This window comes from Bradyrhizobium pachyrhizi, assembly GCF_029714545.1.
Lineage (GTDB): Bacteria > Pseudomonadota > Alphaproteobacteria > Rhizobiales > Xanthobacteraceae > Bradyrhizobium > Bradyrhizobium pachyrhizi.
The window spans coordinates 954,716-974,261 of record NZ_CP121667.1; the positions used below are offsets into that span (position 1 = coordinate 954,716).

The 19,546-nt window shown below is 65.4% G+C and carries 20 protein-coding genes; 16 read left to right on the forward strand and 4 right to left on the reverse strand.

The annotated features are described in order from the left end of the window. Positions 1-4: 4 nt before the first annotated feature. Positions 5-805 (reverse strand): SDR family NAD(P)-dependent oxidoreductase, encoded by an 801-nt coding sequence (locus QA639_RS04285; RefSeq protein ID WP_283089240.1) that lies wholly within the window; start codon positions 803-805, stop codon positions 5-7. Positions 806-1,060: 255 nt separating this feature from the next. Continuing rightward, positions 1,061-2,119 carry a polysaccharide deacetylase family protein gene (locus QA639_RS04290; RefSeq protein ID WP_283089241.1) on the reverse strand — a complete coding sequence of 353 codons (1,059 nt, stop codon included), beginning with the start codon at positions 2,117-2,119 and terminating at the stop codon, positions 1,061-1,063. A 168-nt stretch (positions 2,120-2,287) separates the two neighbouring features. Here QA639_RS04290 and QA639_RS04295 point away from each other — a divergent pair, with 168 nt between their 5' ends. From QA639_RS04295 to phoB, 13 genes are all read left to right on the forward strand, one after another. Continuing rightward, positions 2,288-3,682 (forward strand): OmpA family protein, encoded by a 1,395-nt coding sequence (locus QA639_RS04295; protein WP_283089242.1) that lies wholly within the window; start codon positions 2,288-2,290, stop codon positions 3,680-3,682. 2 nt (positions 3,683-3,684) lie between these two features. Then, positions 3,685-3,981, forward strand: a complete 297-nt coding sequence (locus QA639_RS04300; RefSeq protein WP_016844056.1) for a hypothetical protein — start codon at positions 3,685-3,687, stop codon at positions 3,979-3,981. A gap of 109 nt (positions 3,982-4,090) precedes the next feature. Next, positions 4,091-4,681, forward strand: coding sequence for a TetR/AcrR family transcriptional regulator (locus QA639_RS04305; protein ID WP_157348377.1), 591 nt, complete (start codon positions 4,091-4,093; stop codon positions 4,679-4,681). Continuing rightward, positions 4,678-5,586: a haloalkane dehalogenase gene (locus QA639_RS04310; RefSeq protein WP_283089243.1), complete on the forward strand. Its 909-nt coding sequence runs from the start codon at positions 4,678-4,680 to the stop codon at positions 5,584-5,586. Before QA639_RS04305 ends, QA639_RS04310 begins: the two co-directional genes overlap by 4 nt. An 18-nt stretch (positions 5,587-5,604) precedes the next feature. Further along, on the forward strand, positions 5,605-5,835 hold the full coding sequence (locus QA639_RS04315) for a SelT/SelW/SelH family protein (RefSeq protein WP_028333755.1): 231 nt from the start codon (positions 5,605-5,607) through the stop codon (positions 5,833-5,835). Positions 5,836-6,163: 328 nt separating this feature from the next. Continuing rightward, on the forward strand, positions 6,164-7,219 hold the full coding sequence (locus tag QA639_RS04320; protein WP_283089244.1) for a putative bifunctional lysylphosphatidylglycerol flippase/synthetase: 1,056 nt from the start codon (positions 6,164-6,166) through the stop codon (positions 7,217-7,219). An 84-nt stretch (positions 7,220-7,303) separates the two neighbouring features. Beyond that, a complete protein-coding gene (locus tag QA639_RS04325; protein WP_057019526.1) occupies positions 7,304-8,617 on the forward strand; it encodes an ATP-binding protein in 1,314 nt (437 codons plus the stop codon). Positions 8,618-8,752: 135 nt separating this feature from the next. Beyond that, positions 8,753-9,763, forward strand: coding sequence for a phosphate ABC transporter substrate-binding protein PstS (pstS, locus tag QA639_RS04330; protein WP_028333753.1), 1,011 nt, complete (start codon positions 8,753-8,755; stop codon positions 9,761-9,763). 229 nt (positions 9,764-9,992) lie between these two features. Continuing rightward, on the forward strand, positions 9,993-10,982 hold the full coding sequence (pstC, locus tag QA639_RS04335) for a phosphate ABC transporter permease subunit PstC (RefSeq protein WP_016844063.1): 990 nt from the start codon (positions 9,993-9,995) through the stop codon (positions 10,980-10,982). A gap of 4 nt (positions 10,983-10,986) precedes the next feature. Beyond that, on the forward strand, positions 10,987-11,832 hold the full coding sequence (gene pstA / locus QA639_RS04340) for a phosphate ABC transporter permease PstA (RefSeq protein ID WP_050386784.1): 846 nt from the start codon (positions 10,987-10,989) through the stop codon (positions 11,830-11,832). After that, the gene (gene pstB, locus QA639_RS04345) at positions 11,829-12,647 is read left to right on the forward strand and encodes a phosphate ABC transporter ATP-binding protein PstB (protein ID WP_016844065.1); all 819 of its coding nucleotides are present in this window, start codon (positions 11,829-11,831) and stop codon (positions 12,645-12,647) included. The genes pstA and pstB overlap by 4 nt, the downstream gene beginning before the upstream one ends. A gap of 106 nt (positions 12,648-12,753) precedes the next feature. After that, positions 12,754-13,470: a phosphate signaling complex protein PhoU gene (gene phoU / locus QA639_RS04350; protein ID WP_028333751.1), complete on the forward strand. Its 717-nt coding sequence runs from the start codon at positions 12,754-12,756 to the stop codon at positions 13,468-13,470. Between the two features lie 129 nt (positions 13,471-13,599). Next, positions 13,600-14,310 (forward strand): phosphate regulon transcriptional regulator PhoB, encoded by a 711-nt coding sequence (gene phoB / locus QA639_RS04355; protein WP_016844067.1) that lies wholly within the window; start codon positions 13,600-13,602, stop codon positions 14,308-14,310. A gap of 229 nt (positions 14,311-14,539) precedes the next feature. Here phoB and QA639_RS04360 read toward each other — a convergent pair whose 3' ends face one another. Continuing rightward, the gene (locus QA639_RS04360; protein WP_018269585.1) at positions 14,540-15,052 is read right to left on the reverse strand and encodes a GcrA family cell cycle regulator; all 513 of its coding nucleotides are present in this window, start codon (positions 15,050-15,052) and stop codon (positions 14,540-14,542) included. A 486-nt stretch (positions 15,053-15,538) separates the two neighbouring features. On the opposite strand from QA639_RS04360, the gene QA639_RS04365 reads away from it, so the two are divergent. The 3 genes from QA639_RS04365 to QA639_RS04375 all read left to right on the forward strand — a co-directional run bounded on the left by QA639_RS04365 (position 15,539) and on the right by QA639_RS04375 (position 18,871). Beyond that, complete coding sequence (locus QA639_RS04365; protein ID WP_283089245.1) at positions 15,539-16,747, forward strand: aspartate aminotransferase family protein; 1,209 nt, start codon at positions 15,539-15,541, stop codon at positions 16,745-16,747. Further along, on the forward strand, positions 16,747-17,673 hold the full coding sequence (gene argF / locus QA639_RS04370; RefSeq protein ID WP_028333749.1) for an ornithine carbamoyltransferase: 927 nt from the start codon (positions 16,747-16,749) through the stop codon (positions 17,671-17,673). The genes QA639_RS04365 and argF overlap by 1 nt, the downstream gene beginning before the upstream one ends. Positions 17,674-17,869: 196 nt before the next feature. Next, positions 17,870-18,871 carry an Hsp33 family molecular chaperone gene (locus QA639_RS04375; RefSeq protein WP_050384728.1) on the forward strand — a complete coding sequence of 334 codons (1,002 nt, stop codon included), beginning with the start codon at positions 17,870-17,872 and terminating at the stop codon, positions 18,869-18,871. Between the two features lie 109 nt (positions 18,872-18,980). Here QA639_RS04375 and apaG read toward each other — a convergent pair whose 3' ends face one another. Then, on the reverse strand, positions 18,981-19,379 hold the full coding sequence (apaG, locus tag QA639_RS04380) for a Co2+/Mg2+ efflux protein ApaG (protein ID WP_028333747.1): 399 nt from the start codon (positions 19,377-19,379) through the stop codon (positions 18,981-18,983). Positions 19,380-19,546: the final 167 nt, after the last annotated feature.

Below are 19,546 nucleotides of genomic sequence, written 5' to 3' on the forward strand. Positions count from 1 at the left end.
CGTGCTAGCCCGCGATCTCCAGCCCCGCGGTCGCATAGACCACGCCGCCGTCGACCGCGATGGTGTTGCCCACGACATAGTCGCCGGCGCGCGAGGCGAGATAGATCGCGGTACCCGCCATATCCTCGTCGGTGCCGACGCGCTTCGCCGGCACGCGCTTGGCGACCTCGTCGGCGTGGTCGCGCGCGGCGCGGTTCATGTCCGATTTGAAGGCGCCGGGTGCGATCGCGGTGACGTTGATGTTGTCCTTGATCAGGCGGGTCGCCATGCGGCGCGTCAGGTGGATCACCGCAGCCTTGCTTGCGGCATAGGAATAGGTCTCCATCGGGTTGACGAAGATGCCGTCGATCGAGGCGATGTTGATCACCTTGCCCGGCTTGTCGTGCGTCGCCGCTGCGCGCAGTGGCTTGGCCAGCGCCTTGGTCAGGAAGAAGATCGACTTGACGTTGAGGTTCATCACCTTGTCCCAGCCGCTCTCCGGAAATTCGTCGAAATCCGCGCCCCAGGCCGCGCCGGCATTGTTGACGAGGATGTCGAGCTTCGGCTCGCGCTTGATGATCTCGCCCGCGAGCTTGTCGCAGCCCTCGACGGTCGAGATGTCGATCGGCAGCGCGATGCATTCGCCGTCATAGGCGGCGGAAAGCTCCTGGGCGGTCGCCTCGCAGGGACCGGCCTTGCGCGCCGTGATATAGACCCTGGCGGCACCCTGCGCGAGGAAGCCGGCCGCGATCATCTTGCCGATGCCGCGCGATCCCCCGGTCACCACTGCGACGCGGCCCTTCAGCGAAAACAGATCCTTGAACATGCGCTCCTCCATTGCGTTGCCACTGGTTCTGGGCGCGGCCGGGGAACGAGTCAAGGAGAGCTCGAAGGCGCAAGTGGGAGCATGGCTTGCGGCCTCCCCTTGAAAAGGGGAGGTCGCTTTGCTCACAGAGCAAGGCGGGTGGGGATTTGCTCTCTCCACAGACGCCGTCGTCTGTGGCCGGACCCCCATCGCGACCTTCCCCCTTTCAGGGGGAAGGAGGAAACTGAAAATCCGCGGCGGTATCCTCCGCGCGCATCACGCCGCGTCGATGCGGCGAAAGCCGTTCCACACCGCGGTGGCGGCGCCTGACGTCAGCACCGGCAGCAGGCGCGCGTCCTGGTAATTGCCGTTCAGCGAGACCCGCTGCAAGGCGGTCAAATGGTCGGCGCTTTCGGGAAACAGCATGCCCGGCCGCGTCGTCACCGCGGTCCGGAAGCCGATCGACCGGGCGAGGGCGAATTCACGCTGCCCGGCGGCGATCCGGTCGCCATAGGGATAAGCGAGATGCAATGCCGGCCGCTGCAACGCATCCTCGATCCGCGCCCGGCTGGTCGCGAGCTCGAACGACGCGATGGTCTCGCTCTGCTTGGCGAGATTGCAATGGGTGATGGTGTGCGCGCCGATCGTCACCAGCGGGTCGTCGGCGAAGCCGCGCAACTCGTCCCATGACATGCAGAGCTCGCGCGCGATGCCGGTCTCGTCGACGCCGTGACGGGCGCACAGCGCTGATATCTCGGCCTGCATCTCCTGCTCGCCGGGCAGTGAACGCAGCCAGTCGTGGATGCGGCCGAAGGCAGTACGCTTGGCCTGCGGTGTCGCGGTGTCGATCCGCGTCATGGTGCCGTCGATCGGCACCTCGATCGCGGACGCCGCCGCGATCACCCGCTCCAGCGCGATCCACCACAATCTGCCGCAGCCCTCGGCGAAATCGCTCGCGACATAGACCGTGAACGGGGCGCCGAACTCGCGCATCACAGGCAGCGCGAAATCGCGATTGTCGCGATAGCCGTCGTCGAAGGTAAAGCAGGCGAAGCGCCGTGCGAAATTCCGTTCGGCGAGACGACGATGCGCCTCGTCGATGCTGATCACGTCGACGTCGAGCGCGCGCAGATGCGTCAGCATCGCGCGCAGGAAGTCCGGCGTGACCTCGAGATGATGGTTCGGCTGGAACGTTTCGCCGCGCCGCGGGCGGACGTGGTGCAGCATGAAGATGGCGCCGACGCCGGCGAAGATCGGCCGCAGCAGGATGTGCGCACCCGAGAAATACAACGCCTCCATGCCGGCACGGATCACGGTATTGCGGAGTTGTTTCATGAGGGCGCGGGCCGGCCGATTTGCATTCCGCGGCAAACTTAGCGAAAGACCACTGAAGAAACTGTTATCCCGGTCCGACATGGCGCCCCCGCCATGGCGCGTCATTTGGGGTTTGACAGTCAGCCAAGGGTTTGATTTCTCTCTGGTTCCCGACCCGCAGGACGCTGAATGCACGGACTTTTCAAGTGGAGTAGCAAGTGGTGGCCGGGGGTGATTCCACTGGTCGTGCTTTGGGGGCTTGCGGCCTGGACCAGCACTGCAACGGTCGAAGCGGACCTTGCCGCGCGCTCTAATGCCGCACTCAAGGATACCGTCCTCGACAAGCGCCGCATCAGCGTCGACGGCCGCGATGTGACGTTCGCGGCCAACGCCTTCTCCGAAGACGGCCGCCTCAGCGCGGTGGCGTCGGTCGAAGCCGTGCCCGGCGTGCGGCTGGTGAACGACGAGACCCGCCTTGTTCCCGAAGCCAAACCCTTTATCTGGTCCGCCGAACGCGACGTGGTGCGGGTCACGCTTGGTGGCAATGCGCCGCTGCCGTCGAGCAAGGGCAAGTTGACTGAGGCCGCGAAGGCCGGTCTCGGCGGCGTCGAGGTGGTGGATCAGATGGTGCTCGCCCGCGGCGCGCCGCTGCGGTTCGACGCGGCGGCGCTGCTGTTGCTCGACCAGATCAGCAAGCTGAAGGAAGGCAAGATCACGCTGACCGACAACAAGGTCAATCTCGCCGGCATGGCGCGCGAGCTCGGCGGACGCGAAGCGGTCGCCGCGGCGCTGAAGAACCTGCCGGAAGGCTATTCGATCGCCGCCAACGACATCAAGGCGCCGCCTTACGTGTTCCAGGCCTACAAGGACCCGGTCGCGGTGACGCTGACGCTGACCGGCTACGTCCCCGACAACAACGTGCACGCCGCGCTGGTCGCCGCCGCCGGCCGCAAGTTCTTCAGCGAAAAGGTGGTCGACAATCTCAAGGCCAGCATCGGCGCGCCGTCGGGTTTCGCGGCCGCGGTGGTGCCCGCGCTCGGCGCGCTGTCGCGGCTGTCGACCGGAACGCTGGTGGTATCGGACCGCGAGGTGAAGCTGTCGGGCGATGCGCTCTACGATGCCGCCGCCGGCCAGATCCGCGACGGGCTCGGCAAGGATTTTCCGCAGGGCTGGCAGTACAAGGCCGAGGTCACGGTCAAGCCGGCGGCTGCCCCGGTCGATCCCACGGTGTGCCAGCAGCTGTTTTCCGAAATTCTCTCGAAGGGCAAGATCCGCTTCGAGTCGGGGAAGGCCGACATCGTGCCGGATTCCGCGGGCCTGCTCGACCGCCTGATCGAGACCGCGTTGCGCTGCCCCAATGCGACGATCGAGATCGCCGGCCATACCGACAGCGACGGCGAGGAGGCCGCCAACCAGGCGCTGTCGGAGCGGCGCGCGCAGGCCGTGGTGGATTACCTCGTGCGCGCCGGTCTGCCCGCCAACCGTTTCACGCCGATCGGCTATGGCAGCACGCAGCCGCTCGCCGGCAACGAGAGTGAAGACGGCAAGGCGCAGAACCGCCGCATCGAATTCGTGGTGAAGTAGCGATGACCGTGCTCGCGACATTCTTCTGGGGTTGGCTGCTCGGCGCGGCGCTGCTCGGCTTTTGCATGGGCTGGATCGCGGTGGTGCATCGGGCGCAGGGCGTCTCGAAGGTCTGGATGCGCTGGCTGGCGCTGCTCGCCGCCGCGCTGGTGGCGACGTCGTTCGCGCGGATCGTGCCCGGCCGGTTCGGCTACTGGCTCGACCTCTTCCTGGTCATGTTCGCGCTCTATCTCGTCGGCTGCGCGATCGGCTCCTGGCTGCGCGACTGGGTGGTTTCGCGCAGCAAGCCCGCGAGCTGACCTCAACCTATTGATCCGGCAGGCCTGAGCGGCGTCGCCAAGCGCAAGGGCGAGCCGCATTCATCTTAGGGCTTGACTTTAATACGTACGTACGTATTAAATCGCGGTCATGCCAAAACCCTCTCTCCGCGATGCCATCCTCGACGCCGGCCTGAAGGAAATGTTCCGGACCGGCTATCACGGCACCAGCGTGCGCGACGTCACCGCCGCCGCCGGCGCGCCGCAGGGCTCCTTCACCAACCATTTCCGCTCGAAGGAGCTGTTCGCGTCCGAGGTGCTGGACCGCTACTTCCTCTATGTGCGCGGCCTCGTCGCCGAGGCGCTGGGCGACCTGACGCTGACGCCGCGCGAAAGGCTGAGAAGCTATCTCGATCTGATCACCGGCAAGCTCGCGCATGACGGCTTCACCCGCGGTTGCCTGATCGGCGATTTCAGCCTCGAGGCGTCGGGCTCGAGCGAGGTGCTGCGCGAGCAGCTCGACGACATCTTCCGGGAATGGCGCGCGCCGTTTGCGGCCTGCATCGCCGAGGCTCAGGCCACAGGCGAGATCGCCTCCGACTTCGATCCCGATCAACTGGCCGATTTCCTGCTCGCATCCTGGCACGGCGCGATGCTGCGCATGAAGGTCGAACGCAGCGAAGCTGCGCTGACGCGTTTCAAGACGATCGCATTCCAAACCGTGTTCAAGGAGTTGCCATGATCATATCCGCCGATATCAGCCTGCATCATCGCGCTGTGCTCGGGAGCACGATGGCCTATCGCGAGACCGGCCGCAGTGACGCGCCGCATGTGCTGTTCCTGCACGGCAATCCGACGTCATCCTACATCTGGCGCAACATCATGCCGCTGGTCGCCCCCGTCGGGCACTGCATCGCGCCCGACCTGATCGGCTACGGCCAGTCCGGCAAGCCCGACATCGGCTATCGCTTCTTCGACCAGGCGGACTATCTCGACGCGCTGATCGACGAGCTCGGCATCGCCTCGGCCTATCTCGTCGCCCAGGATTGGGGCACGGCGCTCGCCTTCCACCTCGCGGCACGCCGTCCGCAACTGGTGCGCGGGCTCGCCTTCATGGAGTTCATCCGCCCGATGCGCGATTGGTCGGACTTCCACCAGCACGACGCCGCGCGGGAGACGTTCCGGAAATTCCGCACGCCGGGCGAGGGCGAAGCGATGATCCTCGACAACAATGCGTTTGTCGAACGCGTGCTGCCCGGCTCGATCCTGCGCACGCTCAGCGAGGAGGAGATGGCCGCCTACCGCGCGCCGTTTGCGACGCGAGAAAGCCGCAAGCCGACCTTGATGCTGCCGCGCGAGCTGCCGATCGCGGGCGAGCCGGCCGATGTCGCGGAGGCGCTCACGGTGGCGCATGCGGCGCTCGCGGCATCGACCTATCCGAAGCTGCTGTTTGCGGGGTCGCCCGGGGCGCTGGTGTCACCGGCCTTTGCCGCCGAATTCGTCAAGACGCTCAAGCATTGCGCGGTCATTCAACTCGGCGCGGGCGCGCATTATCTGCAGGAGGATCATCCGGAGGCGATCGGCCGTTCTGTGGCCGGCTGGATCGCCGGCGTCGAGGCCGCCTCCGCGCAGCGCCACGCCGCATGAGTGCACGGAGGGCGTGACATGAGGAATGTCTCGATCACCTATTGCCGGCCGTGCGGCTATGAGAAGCGTGCCAAAGAGGCCGCGGCGCTGTTGCGCGAGCGCCTTGGCGTCGATGCGACGCTGATCCCCGGCAAGGGCGGCATCTTCGAGGTCAAGCTTGGCGACGAGGTTGTCGCCAGGCGCGCCAAGGGACATTTTCCCGATGCCGCCGAGATCGTCGCCGCGGTCACGGCCGCGCGGGATTGCTGATCAGCGGAGCGCCTCTCGGCGGGTACGGAAGATCATTCTCTATTCGGCCGTGCCGGTACTTCACCGTAGTTTTCCGGATGGCCTTGCGGGCTGTTCGGCGGGCTAACTGCCGCACGCGCATGTCAAGTCTTGTCGAAGGCGGCGGGAAACGCGCATATTTGTGCATCCGCTGTCATGAATCATCCCTAATATCTTGAAGATGCGCGTTTTATTGTCTTTTGACGAATTCCACTCCGGTTTAAAACGCGCTACACGGGCCAGGGCACAGCGAAGCGCCGGCGAAGTTCGCCCGGGAGCCGTCGTCGCGGGATCGCAATTCGAGGTCTAGATGCTGGAAGCAATACGCAGGGCGATGGCGTTTCTGCGCCAGAAGCAAATCCTGCATCGGCTGGGTGTTGTCATCAGCATCGCCGTCATCGGCATCGCCTGCTACGTCCTGTATCACATGCTGCGCGGCATCGACACCAACGAGGTGCTCGAGGCCATCAAGAGCACCGAGCCGCGGCAGATTGCCTTGGCGGGACTGTTCGTCGCGGCGGGCTACTTCACGTTGACCTTCTACGATCTGTTCGCGGTGCGCGCGATCGGCCACGCCCATGTGCCCTATCGCATCAACGCGCTCGCGGCCTTCACCTCCTATTCGATCGGCCACAATGTCGGCGCCAGCGTGTTCACCGGCGGCGCGGTGCGCTACCGGATCTATTCGGCGTGGGGGTTGAACGCGATCGACGTCGCCAAGATCTGCTTTCTCGCCGGGCTCACCTTCTGGCTCGGCAATGCCGCGGTGCTCGGGCTCGGCATCGCCTACCACCCCGAGGCCGCCGCCAACATCGACCAGTTGCCGCCCTGGCTCAACCGGGCGCTGGCATTCGCGATCATCACCGCGCTGGTCGCCTATGTGGTCTGGGTCTGGACCCAGCAGCGGGTGGTCGGCCGCGGCCCCTGGACGGTGACGCTGCCGGGCGGCCCGCTGACGCTGCTGCAGATCGCGATCGGCATCCTCGACCTCGGCTTCTGCGCGCTGGCGATGTACGTGCTGGTGCCGGACGAGCCAAATCTCGGCTTCGTCGTGGTCGCGGTCATCTTCGTGTCGGCGACCCTGCTCGGCTTCGCCAGCCACTCCCCCGGCGGCCTCGGGGTGTTCGACGCCGCCATGCTGGTCGGCCTCTGGCAGATGGACCGCGAAGACCTGCTCGGCGGTATGCTGCTGTTCCGGCTCCTCTACTATATTGCGCCCTTCGTCATATCTGTAATCTTGCTGACGTTTCGGGAGGTTATCGTCGGCGCCCGACTCAAACGGCTGCCGCAGGCTGATTCGGGTCCCCGCGCCGAGCCGCACCATGAGGCGGTTCTGGTTCGCAAGCGCGGTGACTCCGGGGTCTGATGAAGCGGCCCGATGCCTCCCGAGGGAAGGTCGATGTGACCGCGCCTGGGCGAGACATGAACCGACGGGATGAAAGCCGCCGCGATGGCAATTGACGATTCGCATTCCTCCATCTTCTCGCCCTGGCCCGACCGGTTGCGCCATTCCGCGCTGATCCTGCTTGCCGCAGCGCTGGCCTTAAGCGTGGTGGTCGCGCTCGGCGAATTGTCGCTGGTGCGCGCCTGCGCGGTGTTCGTCTGCATCGCGGCCGCGGCGCTGGTGCCATGGCGGCTGCATGATGCCGGAACCTCGCGCGAGGATGTCCGCGGCGTCAATCCGGTCGAGGCCGCCGCCGTCAGCGCGGTCGTCGCCGGCATGCCGGATCCGGCCGTGCTGCTCGATCGCGCCGGCCGCGTCATTCATCTCAACGCCGCCGCGGCGCAGCTCGCGCCGGCGCTGCGCAAGAACGAACTGGCGCAATTTGCCCTGCGTTCGCCGGAGATCATCACCGCGCTGCGCGAGGCGATCGCGACCACCGAGCCGCGCCGCGCCACCTACACCGACCACGTTCCGGTCGATCGCTGGATGGAACTGGTGATCACGCCGGTGCCGGTGCCGACCCAGTTCGGCGGCACCGAGAAGTGCATGCTGATGACCTTCCACGACCTGACGCCTCTGCGCCGGGTCGAGGAGATGCGCGCCGACTTCGTCGCCAATGCCAGCCACGAGCTGCGCACGCCGCTCGCCGCCTTGTCCGGCTTCATCGACACGCTGCAGGGACCGGCGCGCGAGGACGCGCGGGCGCGCGAGCGCTTCCTCGGCATCATGCACACCCAGGCGACCCGCATGGCGCGGCTGATCGACGATTTGCTGTCGCTGTCGCGGGTCGAGCTGTCGGCCCATGTGCGGCCCGAGGCCTCGATCGACATCGTGCCGATCATCCGCCAGGTCGCCGACGGGCTCGAGGCACTGGCCAGCGAGCGCCAGGTCGAGATCGAGGTCGACCTGCCTCAGGCCCCGGTCATGATCGCCGGCGACCGCGAGGAACTGCTCCGCCTGTTCGAGAACCTGATCGAGAACGCCCTCAAATACGGCGCCTCCGGGGGCCGCGTCATAGTGTCGCTGAATCAGGCCGTTTCGGGCGCATCGGGCGAGGGGGCCCCCGAAATCCGTGTCATGGTACGGGATTTCGGCCCCGGCATCGCCCCGGAGCACCTGCCGCGGCTGACCGAGCGCTTCTACCGGGTCGACGTCGGCGACAGCCGCAACCAGGGCGGAACGGGCCTCGGATTATCGCTGGTGAAACATATTCTTAACCGTCATCGCGGGCGTCTTTTGATCGAGAGCGTGCCGAAGAATGGCGCCACTTTTACCGCCTGTTTTCCCCGGCCGAAGACCCCGTTACCAACTCAAAGCTAAGCGTTTTCAGAAGCTTAGCGCTGTCATCCAACTGTCATCCAACCTTCGTAAAAGCAGCACCGACCGCTCCTAGATGGACCGGCGTGAGCGCGATCGGGCGCATTCGGCGCTTCGCTCACAGGATGGAGACCACCCATGAATTTCATCAAAGCAATCGTCGCAGCCGGCATGATCGCCGCTTCGACGTCGGCCTTCGCTGCCGATATTACCGGCGCGGGCGCGACGTTTCCGTTCCCGATCTATTCGAAGTGGGCTGACGCATACAAGAAGGAGACCGGCAACGGTCTGAACTACCAGTCGATCGGCTCCGGCGCCGGCATCAAGCAGATCCAGGCCAAGACCGTGACCTTCGGCGCCACCGACGCGCCGCTCAAGCACGAGCAGCTCGAGAAGGACGGTCTCGTGCAGTGGCCGATGGTAATGGGCGCGATAGTCCCGGTCGTGAACCTCGAAGGCATCAAACCGGGTGACCTGGTCCTGTCGGGCGAAGTGCTCGGCGACATCTATCTCGGCAAGATCACCAAGTGGAATGACGCGGCGATCGCCAAGCTCAATCCGAAGCTGACCCTGCCGGGCGATGCGATCACCGTCGTGCGCCGTTCGGATGGTTCGGGCACCACCTTCAACTTCACCGACTATCTCTCCAAGTCGAACGCCGACTGGAAGTCCAAGGTCGGTTCCGGCACCGCGGTCGAATGGCCGGTCGGCGTCGGCGCCAAGGGCAACGAAGGCGTTGCCGGCAACATCAGCCAGACCAAGAATGCGATCGGCTATGTCGAGTATGCCTACGCCAAGCAGAACAAGCTGACCTACACCGGGCTGGTCAACAAGGCCGGCAAGACCGTGCAGCCGACCATGGCTGCCTTCCAGGCTGCCGCCTCGAATGCCGACTGGGCCAAGGCTCCCGGGTACTACGTGATCCTGACCGACCAGCCGGGCGAGGCCTCCTGGCCGATCACCGCGGCGACCTTCATCCTGATGCACAAGGACTCGACCGACAAGGCGGCCTCGCAGGAAGCGCTCAAGTTCTTCAAATACGCCTTCGAGAAGGGCGACAAGGCGGCCGAAGAGCTCGACTACATCCCGATGCCGGACTCGGTCGTCAAGCTGATCGAGAAGACCTGGTCGTCGGACATCAAGAGCTAAGTCCGACGCTGCGACAGGACCTGTGCCGACTCGATCGAGGCACAGGTCGAGCGACCAAGACCCGGTCTCCATCACCGCGGCAACAAGCGCGGGATCGAGGCCGGGGTTCGCGCCTCAAGGGGCGTGGCTGGAACGACGACGCCCGGCCAAATGCGTCAGTGAAGATCGCTTCGGGGCGTAGCGGTTTGCGTGGCTTTTGCATACTAAAGAGGGGATTGGCGTGGCAGACATGGCTGTTCAGAGCGATGTGATGGAAGCCGCGGGACCTTACGATCGCGCCAAGGCCCTCAGCGCCTTCAAGCTCGGTGACCTCACCTTCTATTGGATCACCCGCATCTCGGCGATTTCGGTTCTGTTGATCCTCGGCGGCATCATCCTGTCGCTGATCGTCGGCGCCTGGCCGGCGATGAAGGAATACGGCTTCGCCTTCCTCTGGACGCAGCGCTGGGCGCCCTCGGCCGATCCGCCGGTGCTCGGCGCGCTCGGCCCGATCTACGGCACGCTGATCACTTCGGTGATCGCGATGCTGATCGCCATTCCGGTCGGCATCGGCATCGCCGTGTTCCTCACCGAGCTCTGCCCGCAAGTGCTGCGCCGCCCGATCGGCATCGCGATCGAGCTGCTCGCCGGTATCCCCTCCATCATCTACGGCATGTGGGGCTTCTTCGTGCTCGGCCCGTTCCTGGCCAACACGTTCCAGCCTTTCATGATCCGGATCTTCGAGGGCGTCCCGGTGCTGGGCGCGGTGTTCGCCGGCCCGCCGTCCTATCTCAGCCTGTTCAACGCTGCACTGATCCTTGCGATCATGGTGCTGCCCTTCATCACCGCGATCTCGGTCGACGTGTTCAAGACCGTGCCGCCGGTGCTGAAGGAGGCCGCCTACGGCATGGGCTGCACAACCTGGGAGGTCGTCCGCAGCGTCGTGATCCCCTACACCCGCGTCGGCGTGATCGGCGGCATCATGCTGGCACTCGGCCGGGCCCTCGGCGAGACCATGGCGGTGACCTTCATCATCGGCAACTCGTTCCGCATCTCGTCGTCGATCTTCGCGCCGGGCACCACGATCTCGGCGGCGATCGCCAGCGAATTCGCCGAGAGCGACGGCCTGCACCAGTCCGGCCTGATCCTGCTCGGCTTGCTGCTGTTCGTGCTGACCTTCTTCGTGCTCGCCGGCGCGCGGCTGATGCTGATGCGGCTTGAAAAGAAGGCGGGGAAGTAACGCCATGAACCCGATCTACAAATCCCGCCGCCGCAGCGACATCGTCATCCGCGCACTCTGCGTCGGCGCCGCGCTGTTCGGCGTCACCTGGCTGGCCCTGATCCTGATCACGCTGCTCTATAACGGCCTTGCCGGCCTCAGCGTGCAGCTGTTCACCCAGAACACGCCGCCGCCCGGCTCGACCGAAGGCGGCCTGCTCAACGCCATTGTCGGCTCGGTCATCATGACCGTGATCGGCGTCGGCATCGGCGCGCCGCTTGGCCTGTTCGCCGGTACCTACCTCGCCGAATACGGCAAGCACGACAAGCTGACCTCGGTGATCCGCTTCATCAACGACATCCTGCTCAGCGCGCCGTCGATCATCATCGGCCTGTTCATCTATGGTGCGGTGGTGGTGCCGATGCGCGGCTTCTCGGCGATCGCAGGCAGCCTCGCGCTCGCGGTGATCGTGATCCCGGTCGTGCTGCGCACCACCGAGGACATGCTGCTCTTGGTGCCCAATCCGCTGCGCGAGGCCGCCTCCGCGCTCGGCCTGCCGCGTTCGTTGGTGATCAAGCGGATCGCTTATCGCGCGGCGCGATCGGGTCTGATCACCGGCGTGCTGCTGGCGACCGCCCGCGTCGCCGGCGAGACCGCGCCGCTGCTGTTCACCGCGCTGTCGAACCAGTTCTTCAGCCTGGATCTGACCAAGACGATGGCCAACCTGCCGGTGACCATCAACAATTTCGTGCAGAGCCCCTACGCCTACTGGAAAGAGCTGGCGTGGAGCGGTGCGCTGCTCATCACATTCACCGTGCTCGCGTTGAATATCGGCGCGCGTATCCTTGGTGCCGAAAGGGCCGCAAAATGACCGAGCTTTCTGTCTCCACGACTGCCGCGGGCCACGTTCCCCAGGTTCCGCTGCCGGAAGCGCCGCCGAAAGTCACGGTGCGCAACCTCAACTTCTATTACGGCGAGCACCACGCGCTGAAGAACATCAACCTGACGCTCGGCACCAACCGCGTCACGGCGTTCATCGGCCCGTCCGGCTGCGGCAAGTCGACCCTGCTGCGCATCTTCAACCGGATGTACGACCTGTATCCGGGCCAGCGCGCGGTCGGCCAGCTGATGCTGGACCAGACCAACATTCTCGACCCCAAGCTCGACCTCAACTTGCTGCGCGCGCGGGTCGGCATGGTGTTCCAGAAGCCGACGCCGTTCCCGATGACGATCTACGAGAACATCGCCTTCGGCATCCGCCTCTACGAGAAGATCTCGAAGTCCGAGATGGACGACCGGGTCGAGAAGGCGCTGCGCGGCGGCGCGCTGTGGAACGAGGTCAAGGACAAGCTGAACGCCTCCGGCCTGTCGCTCTCCGGCGGCCAGCAGCAGCGGCTGTGCATCGCGCGCACCGTGGCGGTGCGTCCCGAGGTGATCCTGTTCGACGAGCCGTGCTCGGCGCTCGACCCGATCTCGACCGCCAAGGTCGAGGAACTGATCCAGGAGCTCTCCGAGGACTACACGATCGCGATCGTCACCCACAACATGCAGCAGGCGGCGCGCGTCTCCGACAAGACCGCCTTCATGTATCTCGGCGAGCTGATCGAGTTCGACGACACCAACAAGATCTTCACCTCACCGAGCGATCGGCGCACCCAGGACTACATCACCGGCCGGTTCGGTTGACCGGCGCATGATCCGGAAAAGTGGCAACCGGTTTTCCGATCAGGTCATGCTAAAATTCAGGACACGAAACCATGATCCCCGGGACCATGGTTGAGGGAGACAAGCGATGGCTTCTGAACATACCGCCAAGGCATTCGACAGCGACCTGCAGGAGTTGACCCGCCTGGTCGCCGAGATGGGCGGCCTGGTCGAACGGATGATTACCGAGTCGGTCGACGCGCTGATCCGTCGCGACGTCGCGCTCGGCAAGCGCGTGGTCGCCGCCGACATCGAGATCGACAATCTGCAGCGCAACATCGAAGAGCGCGCGGTGCTGACGATCGCGCGCCGCCAGCCGATGGCGATCGACCTGCGTGAGATCGTCAGCGCGATGCGCGTCGCCACCGACCTCGAGCGGATCGGCGACCTCGCCAAGAACATGGGCAAGCGCGTCGCGGCGCTGGAGAGCGATTTCCAGCCGCTGAAGCTGATCCGCGGCCTCGAGCACATGACCGACCTCGTGCTGTCGCAGGTCAAGTCGGTGCTCGACGCCTATGCCGCGCACGACCTGCCGGCGGCGATGAACGTCTGGAAGGGCGACGAGGAGGTCGATGCGATCTGCACCTCGCTGTTCCGCGAACTGCTCACCTACATGATGGAAGATCCGCGCAACATCTCGTTCTGCATCCATCTGATGTTCTGCGCCAAGAACATCGAGCGGATCGGCGATCACGCCACCAATATCGCCGAGACCGTATTCTACATGATCGAGGGCCAGCAGATCACCGACAAGCGCCCGAAGGGCGACATGACCACTTTTGCCACCACGGTGCCGGGCAGCTGAGGCTTGATCGGCAAGCGCGGAACCGGATTGTCCTTCGACAACTCGTTTCCGCGGGGACTATGCTCAAGGAAGTAAGCGTTTCGGTTTGCGTCTGGGCAACGGATCACCACAGAGAAAGAACTTAAACCGATGAGCGCACGCATTCTGGTAGTCGAAGACGAGGAAGCGCTGACGACGCTGTTGCGCTACAATCTCGATGCGGAAGGCTACGATGTCGAGACGGTCGGGCGCGGCGACGATGCCGACACCCGCCTGAAGGAGCGCGTTCCCGACCTCGTGGTGCTGGACTGGATGCTGCCGGGCCTGTCCGGCATCGAGCTGTGCCGCCGCCTGCGGGCGCGGCCCGAGACCAAGCAACTTCCGATCATCATGCTGACCGCGCGCGGCGAGGAAAGCGAGCGCGTACGCGGGCTTGCCACCGGCGCCGACGATTACATCGTCAAGCCGTTCTCGGTGCCGGAGCTGCTGGCGCGGGTGAAGGGCCTCTTGCGCCGCGCCAGCCCGGAGCGGCTTGCGACCGTGTTGACCTACGGCGACATCGAGCTCGACCGCGAGAAGCGCCGCGTGGCGCGCTCGGGCCGTCCGATCGATCTCGGGCCGACCGAGTATCGCCTGCTCGAATTCTTCCTCGAGCATCCCGGCCGCGTCTTCAGCCGCGAGCAACTGCTCGACAGCGTCTGGGGCCGCGACATCTACATCGATGAGCGCACCGTCGACGTGCATATCGGCCGTCTGCGTAAGCTCCTCAATCCCGGCCGCGAGCAGGACCCGATCCGCACCGTGCGCGGCGCCGGCTACGCGCTCGATGACCGCTTTGCCAAGGCCGAGCCGCAGCCGTAACGGCCAAGCGGCATTCATAAACCGCAACACGGCGAAAGCCGGGATCAATAGCCACCAATGGGCGTTGTTAGAAAGCCGTCTGGCCGCTTGCCGATTGCGCCGGCCGCGGCGTATGGGTCCCGGCATGCGCCGGGACGACGCTGGTGATATAGCCGGGCTGCGTCACACAAAAAAATCCCCGCTTTCGCGGGGATTTGTTTTTGAGGTCTTCCGACGTTTTCCCGAGTGCTCACTTGATCTGCGGTTTCGCCGACGGCCGGCGGCGATCGGCGGCGGGCTGGTAGGCGACGCGCGAGTGATGCGCGCAATAGGGCAGGCCGGCGAGCGCCTTGCCGCCGCAGAAGAAGAATTCCGGGCTCGAGGGATCGCCGACCGGCCAATGACAGGTGGCCTCGTTCAGCTCGAGCAGCGAGAGCCGCTGGCTCATTGGCACCACATTGTCGTAGGAGATCGGATCGGGCTCCATTTCGACCTCGAAGGCGTGCGCCAGCGCGGTGTTGCCGCGCGAGACCGGTCGCGCCACCCGCATCATGTGCTGGGCGGGGCGAGCCTTGCGCTGCCGCGGCGCGGCCGTGGAGGGCGCCTTGGCGCGGCCGGAGAGGCCGAGCCGATGCACTTTGCCGATCACGGCGTTTCGCGTCACATTGCCAAGTTCCGCCGCGATCTGGCTGGCCGACAGGCCGGACTCCCAGAGCTTCTTCAGCTGCTCGACGCGATCGTCGGACCAGGTCAATACAGTCATCGCATTCTTCCCTTCGCGTAGCGCCGGCCAATCGTTGGAGCGGCGCTGCGAGCCAATCTGGACAAATATCCCTGCGGCCAGAATCCCTTAGCCCTCGCCGGGCACGGTGTTGCGCCCGAACGTTTACGCGAGACACGAAGGCTACTTAGAGGGTCCAGTACCGCCGCACGAGATGTCGTACCCGACAGGCCAAACGCTACAATATGGCGTGACTCAGGCGCAAGAGTCCGCGGCCGTGCGTCCACATGTTCCCACACAGTTAAGCATTTCGATGAGGCTTTTCCACCGCACCGGAATGCTCCGGATTGCGCTCGTTTCGCATTGCAGGAAGGCCACTTCGTGGCGATTGACACTTACTGACCGCAGCATAGAATGCCCGCCACGTGCCGCCCGCAAAGGCGGCCGTTTTGTTTTCCGAAGCTGGCCGTTGCTGCGCTGGCGTCAAGGCGCGCGGCAATTGTCGGCTTCAAACCGTCAGTGATCGCCATGACCAACGCTGCCACGTCGCATCTGCTCCCCGTCTTCGCCAGGGTCGATCTCGGCTTCGAGCGCGGTGAGGGCGCCTGGCTGATCGCAACCAACGGCGACCGCTATCTCGATTTCACCTCGGGCGTCGCGGTCAACGCGCTCGGGCATGCGCATCCGCATCTGGTCAAGGCGCTGCAGGAGCAGGCGACCAAACTCTGGCACATGTCGAACCTGTTCAAGAGCCCGGACGGCGAGGCGCTTGCCGCGCGGCTGTGCGAGCAGAGCTTTGCCGACTTCGTGTTCTTCTGCAATTCCGGCGCGGAAGCGATGGAGGGCGTGATCAAGCTGGTCCGCCACTATCACTTCTCCAAGGGCCACGGCGAGCGCTACCGCATCATCACCTTCGAGGGCGCCTTCCACGGCCGCACGCTGGGCACGCTGGCGGCGACCGGCTCGGCGAAATATCTCGAGGGCTTCGGGCCGCCGATGGACGGCTTCGACCAGGTGCCGCATGGCGACATCGAGGCGGTGAAGAAGGCGATCGGTCCGCACACCGCCGGCATCCTGATCGAGCCGGTGCAGGGCGAGGGCGGCGTGCGCTCGGCGCCGCAGGCGTTCTTCAAGGCGCTGCGCGCGCTCTGCGACGAGCACGGCCTGCTGCTTGCCTTCGACGAGGTGCAGACCGGCATGGGCCGCACCGGCGAGCTGTTCGCCTACAAGCGCACGGGCGTCACGCCGGATGTGATGTCGCTGGCCAAGGCGCTCGGCGGCGGTTTCCCGATCGGCGCGGTGCTGGCTACCGCGCAGGCCGCGGCCGGCATGGCGCCCGGCTCGCACGGCTCGACCTTCGGCGGCAATCCGCTCGCGGTCGCCGCCGCCAATGCCGTGCTCGACGTCATGCTGAAACCGGGCTTCTTCGAGCATGTGCAGAAGATGTCGCTGCTGCTCAAGCAGAAGCTCGCCTCCGTCGTCGACCGCTATCCCGGCGTGCTGTCGGAGGCGCGCGGCGAGGGGCTGTTGATCGGCGTCAAGGCCGTGGTGCCGTCGGGCGACCTGATCGCCGCCCTGCGCAACGAGAAGCTGCTCACCGTCGGCGCCGGCGACAATGTGGTGCGGTTCCTGGCGCCGCTGATCGTGACCGAGGCCGAGATCGATACGTCGATCACCGCGCTCGAGCGCGCCTGCGCGACATTGTCGGCGGCGCAGCCGAAGAAGGCGGCTGGATGATGAGCAAGCCGGTCCGTCACTTCCTCGACATCAACGAGCTGCCGCTCGGCGAGCTGCGCAACATGCTGTCCGCCGGAGCCGCCATGAAGGCGAAGCTGAAGGCGCATGAGAAGGGCAGGAAGCCGCTCGAAGGCAAGACGCTGGCGATGATCTTCGAGCGCCCGTCGACCCGCACAAGGGTGTCGTTCGACGTCGGCATGCGCCAGCTCGGCGGTGAATCCATCATGCTGACCGGCGCCGAGATGCAGCTCGGCCGCGGCGAGACCATCGCGGACACCGCGCGCGTGCTGTCGCGCTATGTCGATGCGATCATGATCCGCATCCTCAACCATGACGCGCTGCTCGAGCTCGCCGCCCACGCCACCGTGCCCGTGATCAACGGCCTGACCCGGCGCTCGCATCCCTGTCAGGTGATGGCCGACCTCATGACCTATGAGGAAAATCGCGGCTCGATCGAGGGCAAGACCGTGGCCTGGACCGGCGACGACAACAACGTGCTGGCCTCCTGGGCGCATGCCGCCGAGCGATTCAAGTTCCAGCTCAATGTCGCAACCCCGCCGGAGCTCTCGCCGAAAAAGCCGATGCGCGACTGGATCAAGGCGACCGGCGCGCCGATCGTGCTCGGCACCGATCCGGAAGCCGCCGTGCGCGGCGCCGACTGCGTCGTCACCGACACCTGGGTGTCGATGGGCGACAAGGAGGGCGAGCACCGTCACAACGTGCTGCGGCCGTATCAGGTCAATGCCAAGCTGATGTCGCTCGCCAAGCCCGACGCACTGTTCATGCACTGCCTGCCCGCGCATCGCGGCGAGGAGGTCACCGACGAGGTGATCGACGGGCCGCAATCCGTGGTGTTCGACGAGGCGGAAAACCGCCTGCATGCGCAGAAGGGCATCCTGGCCTGGTGTTTCGACGCGGTCGCGTAGCGCCCATTCAATGCTGTCGTCCCGGCGAAGGCCGGGACCCATAACCACCGATGTAAATTTTGCGAAAGCTGGAGCCCCAGCTGAATGCAGCAACTCACATCGGCGGTTATGGGTCCCTGCTCTCGCAGGGACGACGGATAGATCCGTTCTGCTGAACCCCTTTCGTTTTGCGGTCCGAGACCCCAGATAGAGCGCCATGGTTTCACAATCCCCCGACATCAAAATCACGCCCGAGGCGCCGGTTCGCGCGCCCTCAGCGGTTCCTGTCGACGATGCCGTGCTGGCCTTCGAGGTCGGCGCGCTGGATCTGCGTGGCCGGTTGACCCGGCTCGGACCCGCGCTCGACGAGATCCTGCACAAGCACGATTATCCGCCCGCGGTCGGCAAGCTGCTCGGTGAGGCGATCGTGCTCACCACGCTGCTCGGCTCGTCGGTCAAGTTCGAGGGCCGCTTCATCCTGCAGACCCGGACCGACGGTCCGGTCTCGCTCCTGATCGTCGATTTCCAGGCGCCCGACCGGTTGCGCGCCTATGCGCGCTACGACGCATCGCGCCTCAAGAATGGCCAGAGCTCGGGCGAGCTGCTCGGCAAGGGCCACCTTGCGATGACCATCGATCAGGGCTCCAACACCAGCCGCTACCAGGGACTGGTCGCGCTCGACGGCGGCGGCCTGGAAGAGGCGGCCCACGAATATTTCCTGCGCTCGGAGCAGATCCCGACGCGGGTGCGGCTTGCGGTCGGCGAGGAGATGCGCGGCGGCGAGGGCGGCAAGCTGCACTGGCGCGCCGGCGGCATCCTGCTGCAATTCCTGCCCAAGGCGCCCGAGCGCGCCAAGCAGGCCGATCTGCATCCCGGCGACGCGCCGGAAGGCACGACCACGCATAGCGTGCCGGACGACGACGCCTGGGTCGAGGGCCAGTCGTTGATCTCGACCGTCGAGGATGTCGAGCTGATCGATCCCGATCTGTCCGGCGAGCGGCTGCTCTATCGCCTGTTCCACGAACGCGGCGTTCGCGTTTTCAATCCGCAAACGCTGCGCGCGCAGTGCTCCTGCTCGCGCGATGCGGTGTCGTCGATGCTGAAGAGCTTTGCGCCGAACGATCGCGCCGAGATGGTCAAGGACGGCAAGGTCGTCGTGACCTGCGAGTTCTGCTCGTCGGTGTATGAGTTCACGCCGCAGGAAGCCGGCGTCGAGTAGGCGCGTTCGTCATCGTAGCCCGGATGAAGCGCAGCGAAATCCGGGGTCGCTCCAACCGCGGATGCACCTGCCCCGGATTGCACTTAGCTCCATCCGGGCTACGCAGGCGTCAGTTCAGCACCCTTTTCCCGCCCGGGCTCGGGCTGTCCAGCGAGAATGTCGGCACGTCGATGTCGAAGCGCTCGCCGGCTTCGGTGACCATCTGATAGCTGCCGGTCATGAAGCCGGAGGCGGTCGGCAGCGGCACGCCGCTCGTGTATTCGAAGCGCTCGCCGGGGGCGAGCACCGGCTGCTCGCCGACTACGCCCTCGCCGCGCACCTCCTGGCGGCGGCCGGTGGCGTCGGTGATGATCCAGTGCCGCGTCCGCAGCTGCACCGTTTCCGGGCCCGAATTGACGATCACGATCTTGTACGACCAGAAATATTCGCGCCGGTCGACCGACGAGCGCTCCGGCATGAAGTTCGGCTCGACGGTGACTTCGATCTGGCGGGTAACGGCGCGGTACATGCGGCTCAATCCGATGGTCCTGGCGCATGCTCCGTTTTCGACCGGATCATGCTCAAACAGGGCGCTATCATAGCCAATTGAACCGCCGGAACCAATCGCCTGCCGGGCTGTGAAAAGGCGGGCTTGGAAAGCGGGACTTGGAAAGCCGGATTTGGGGCGGTCCGTTC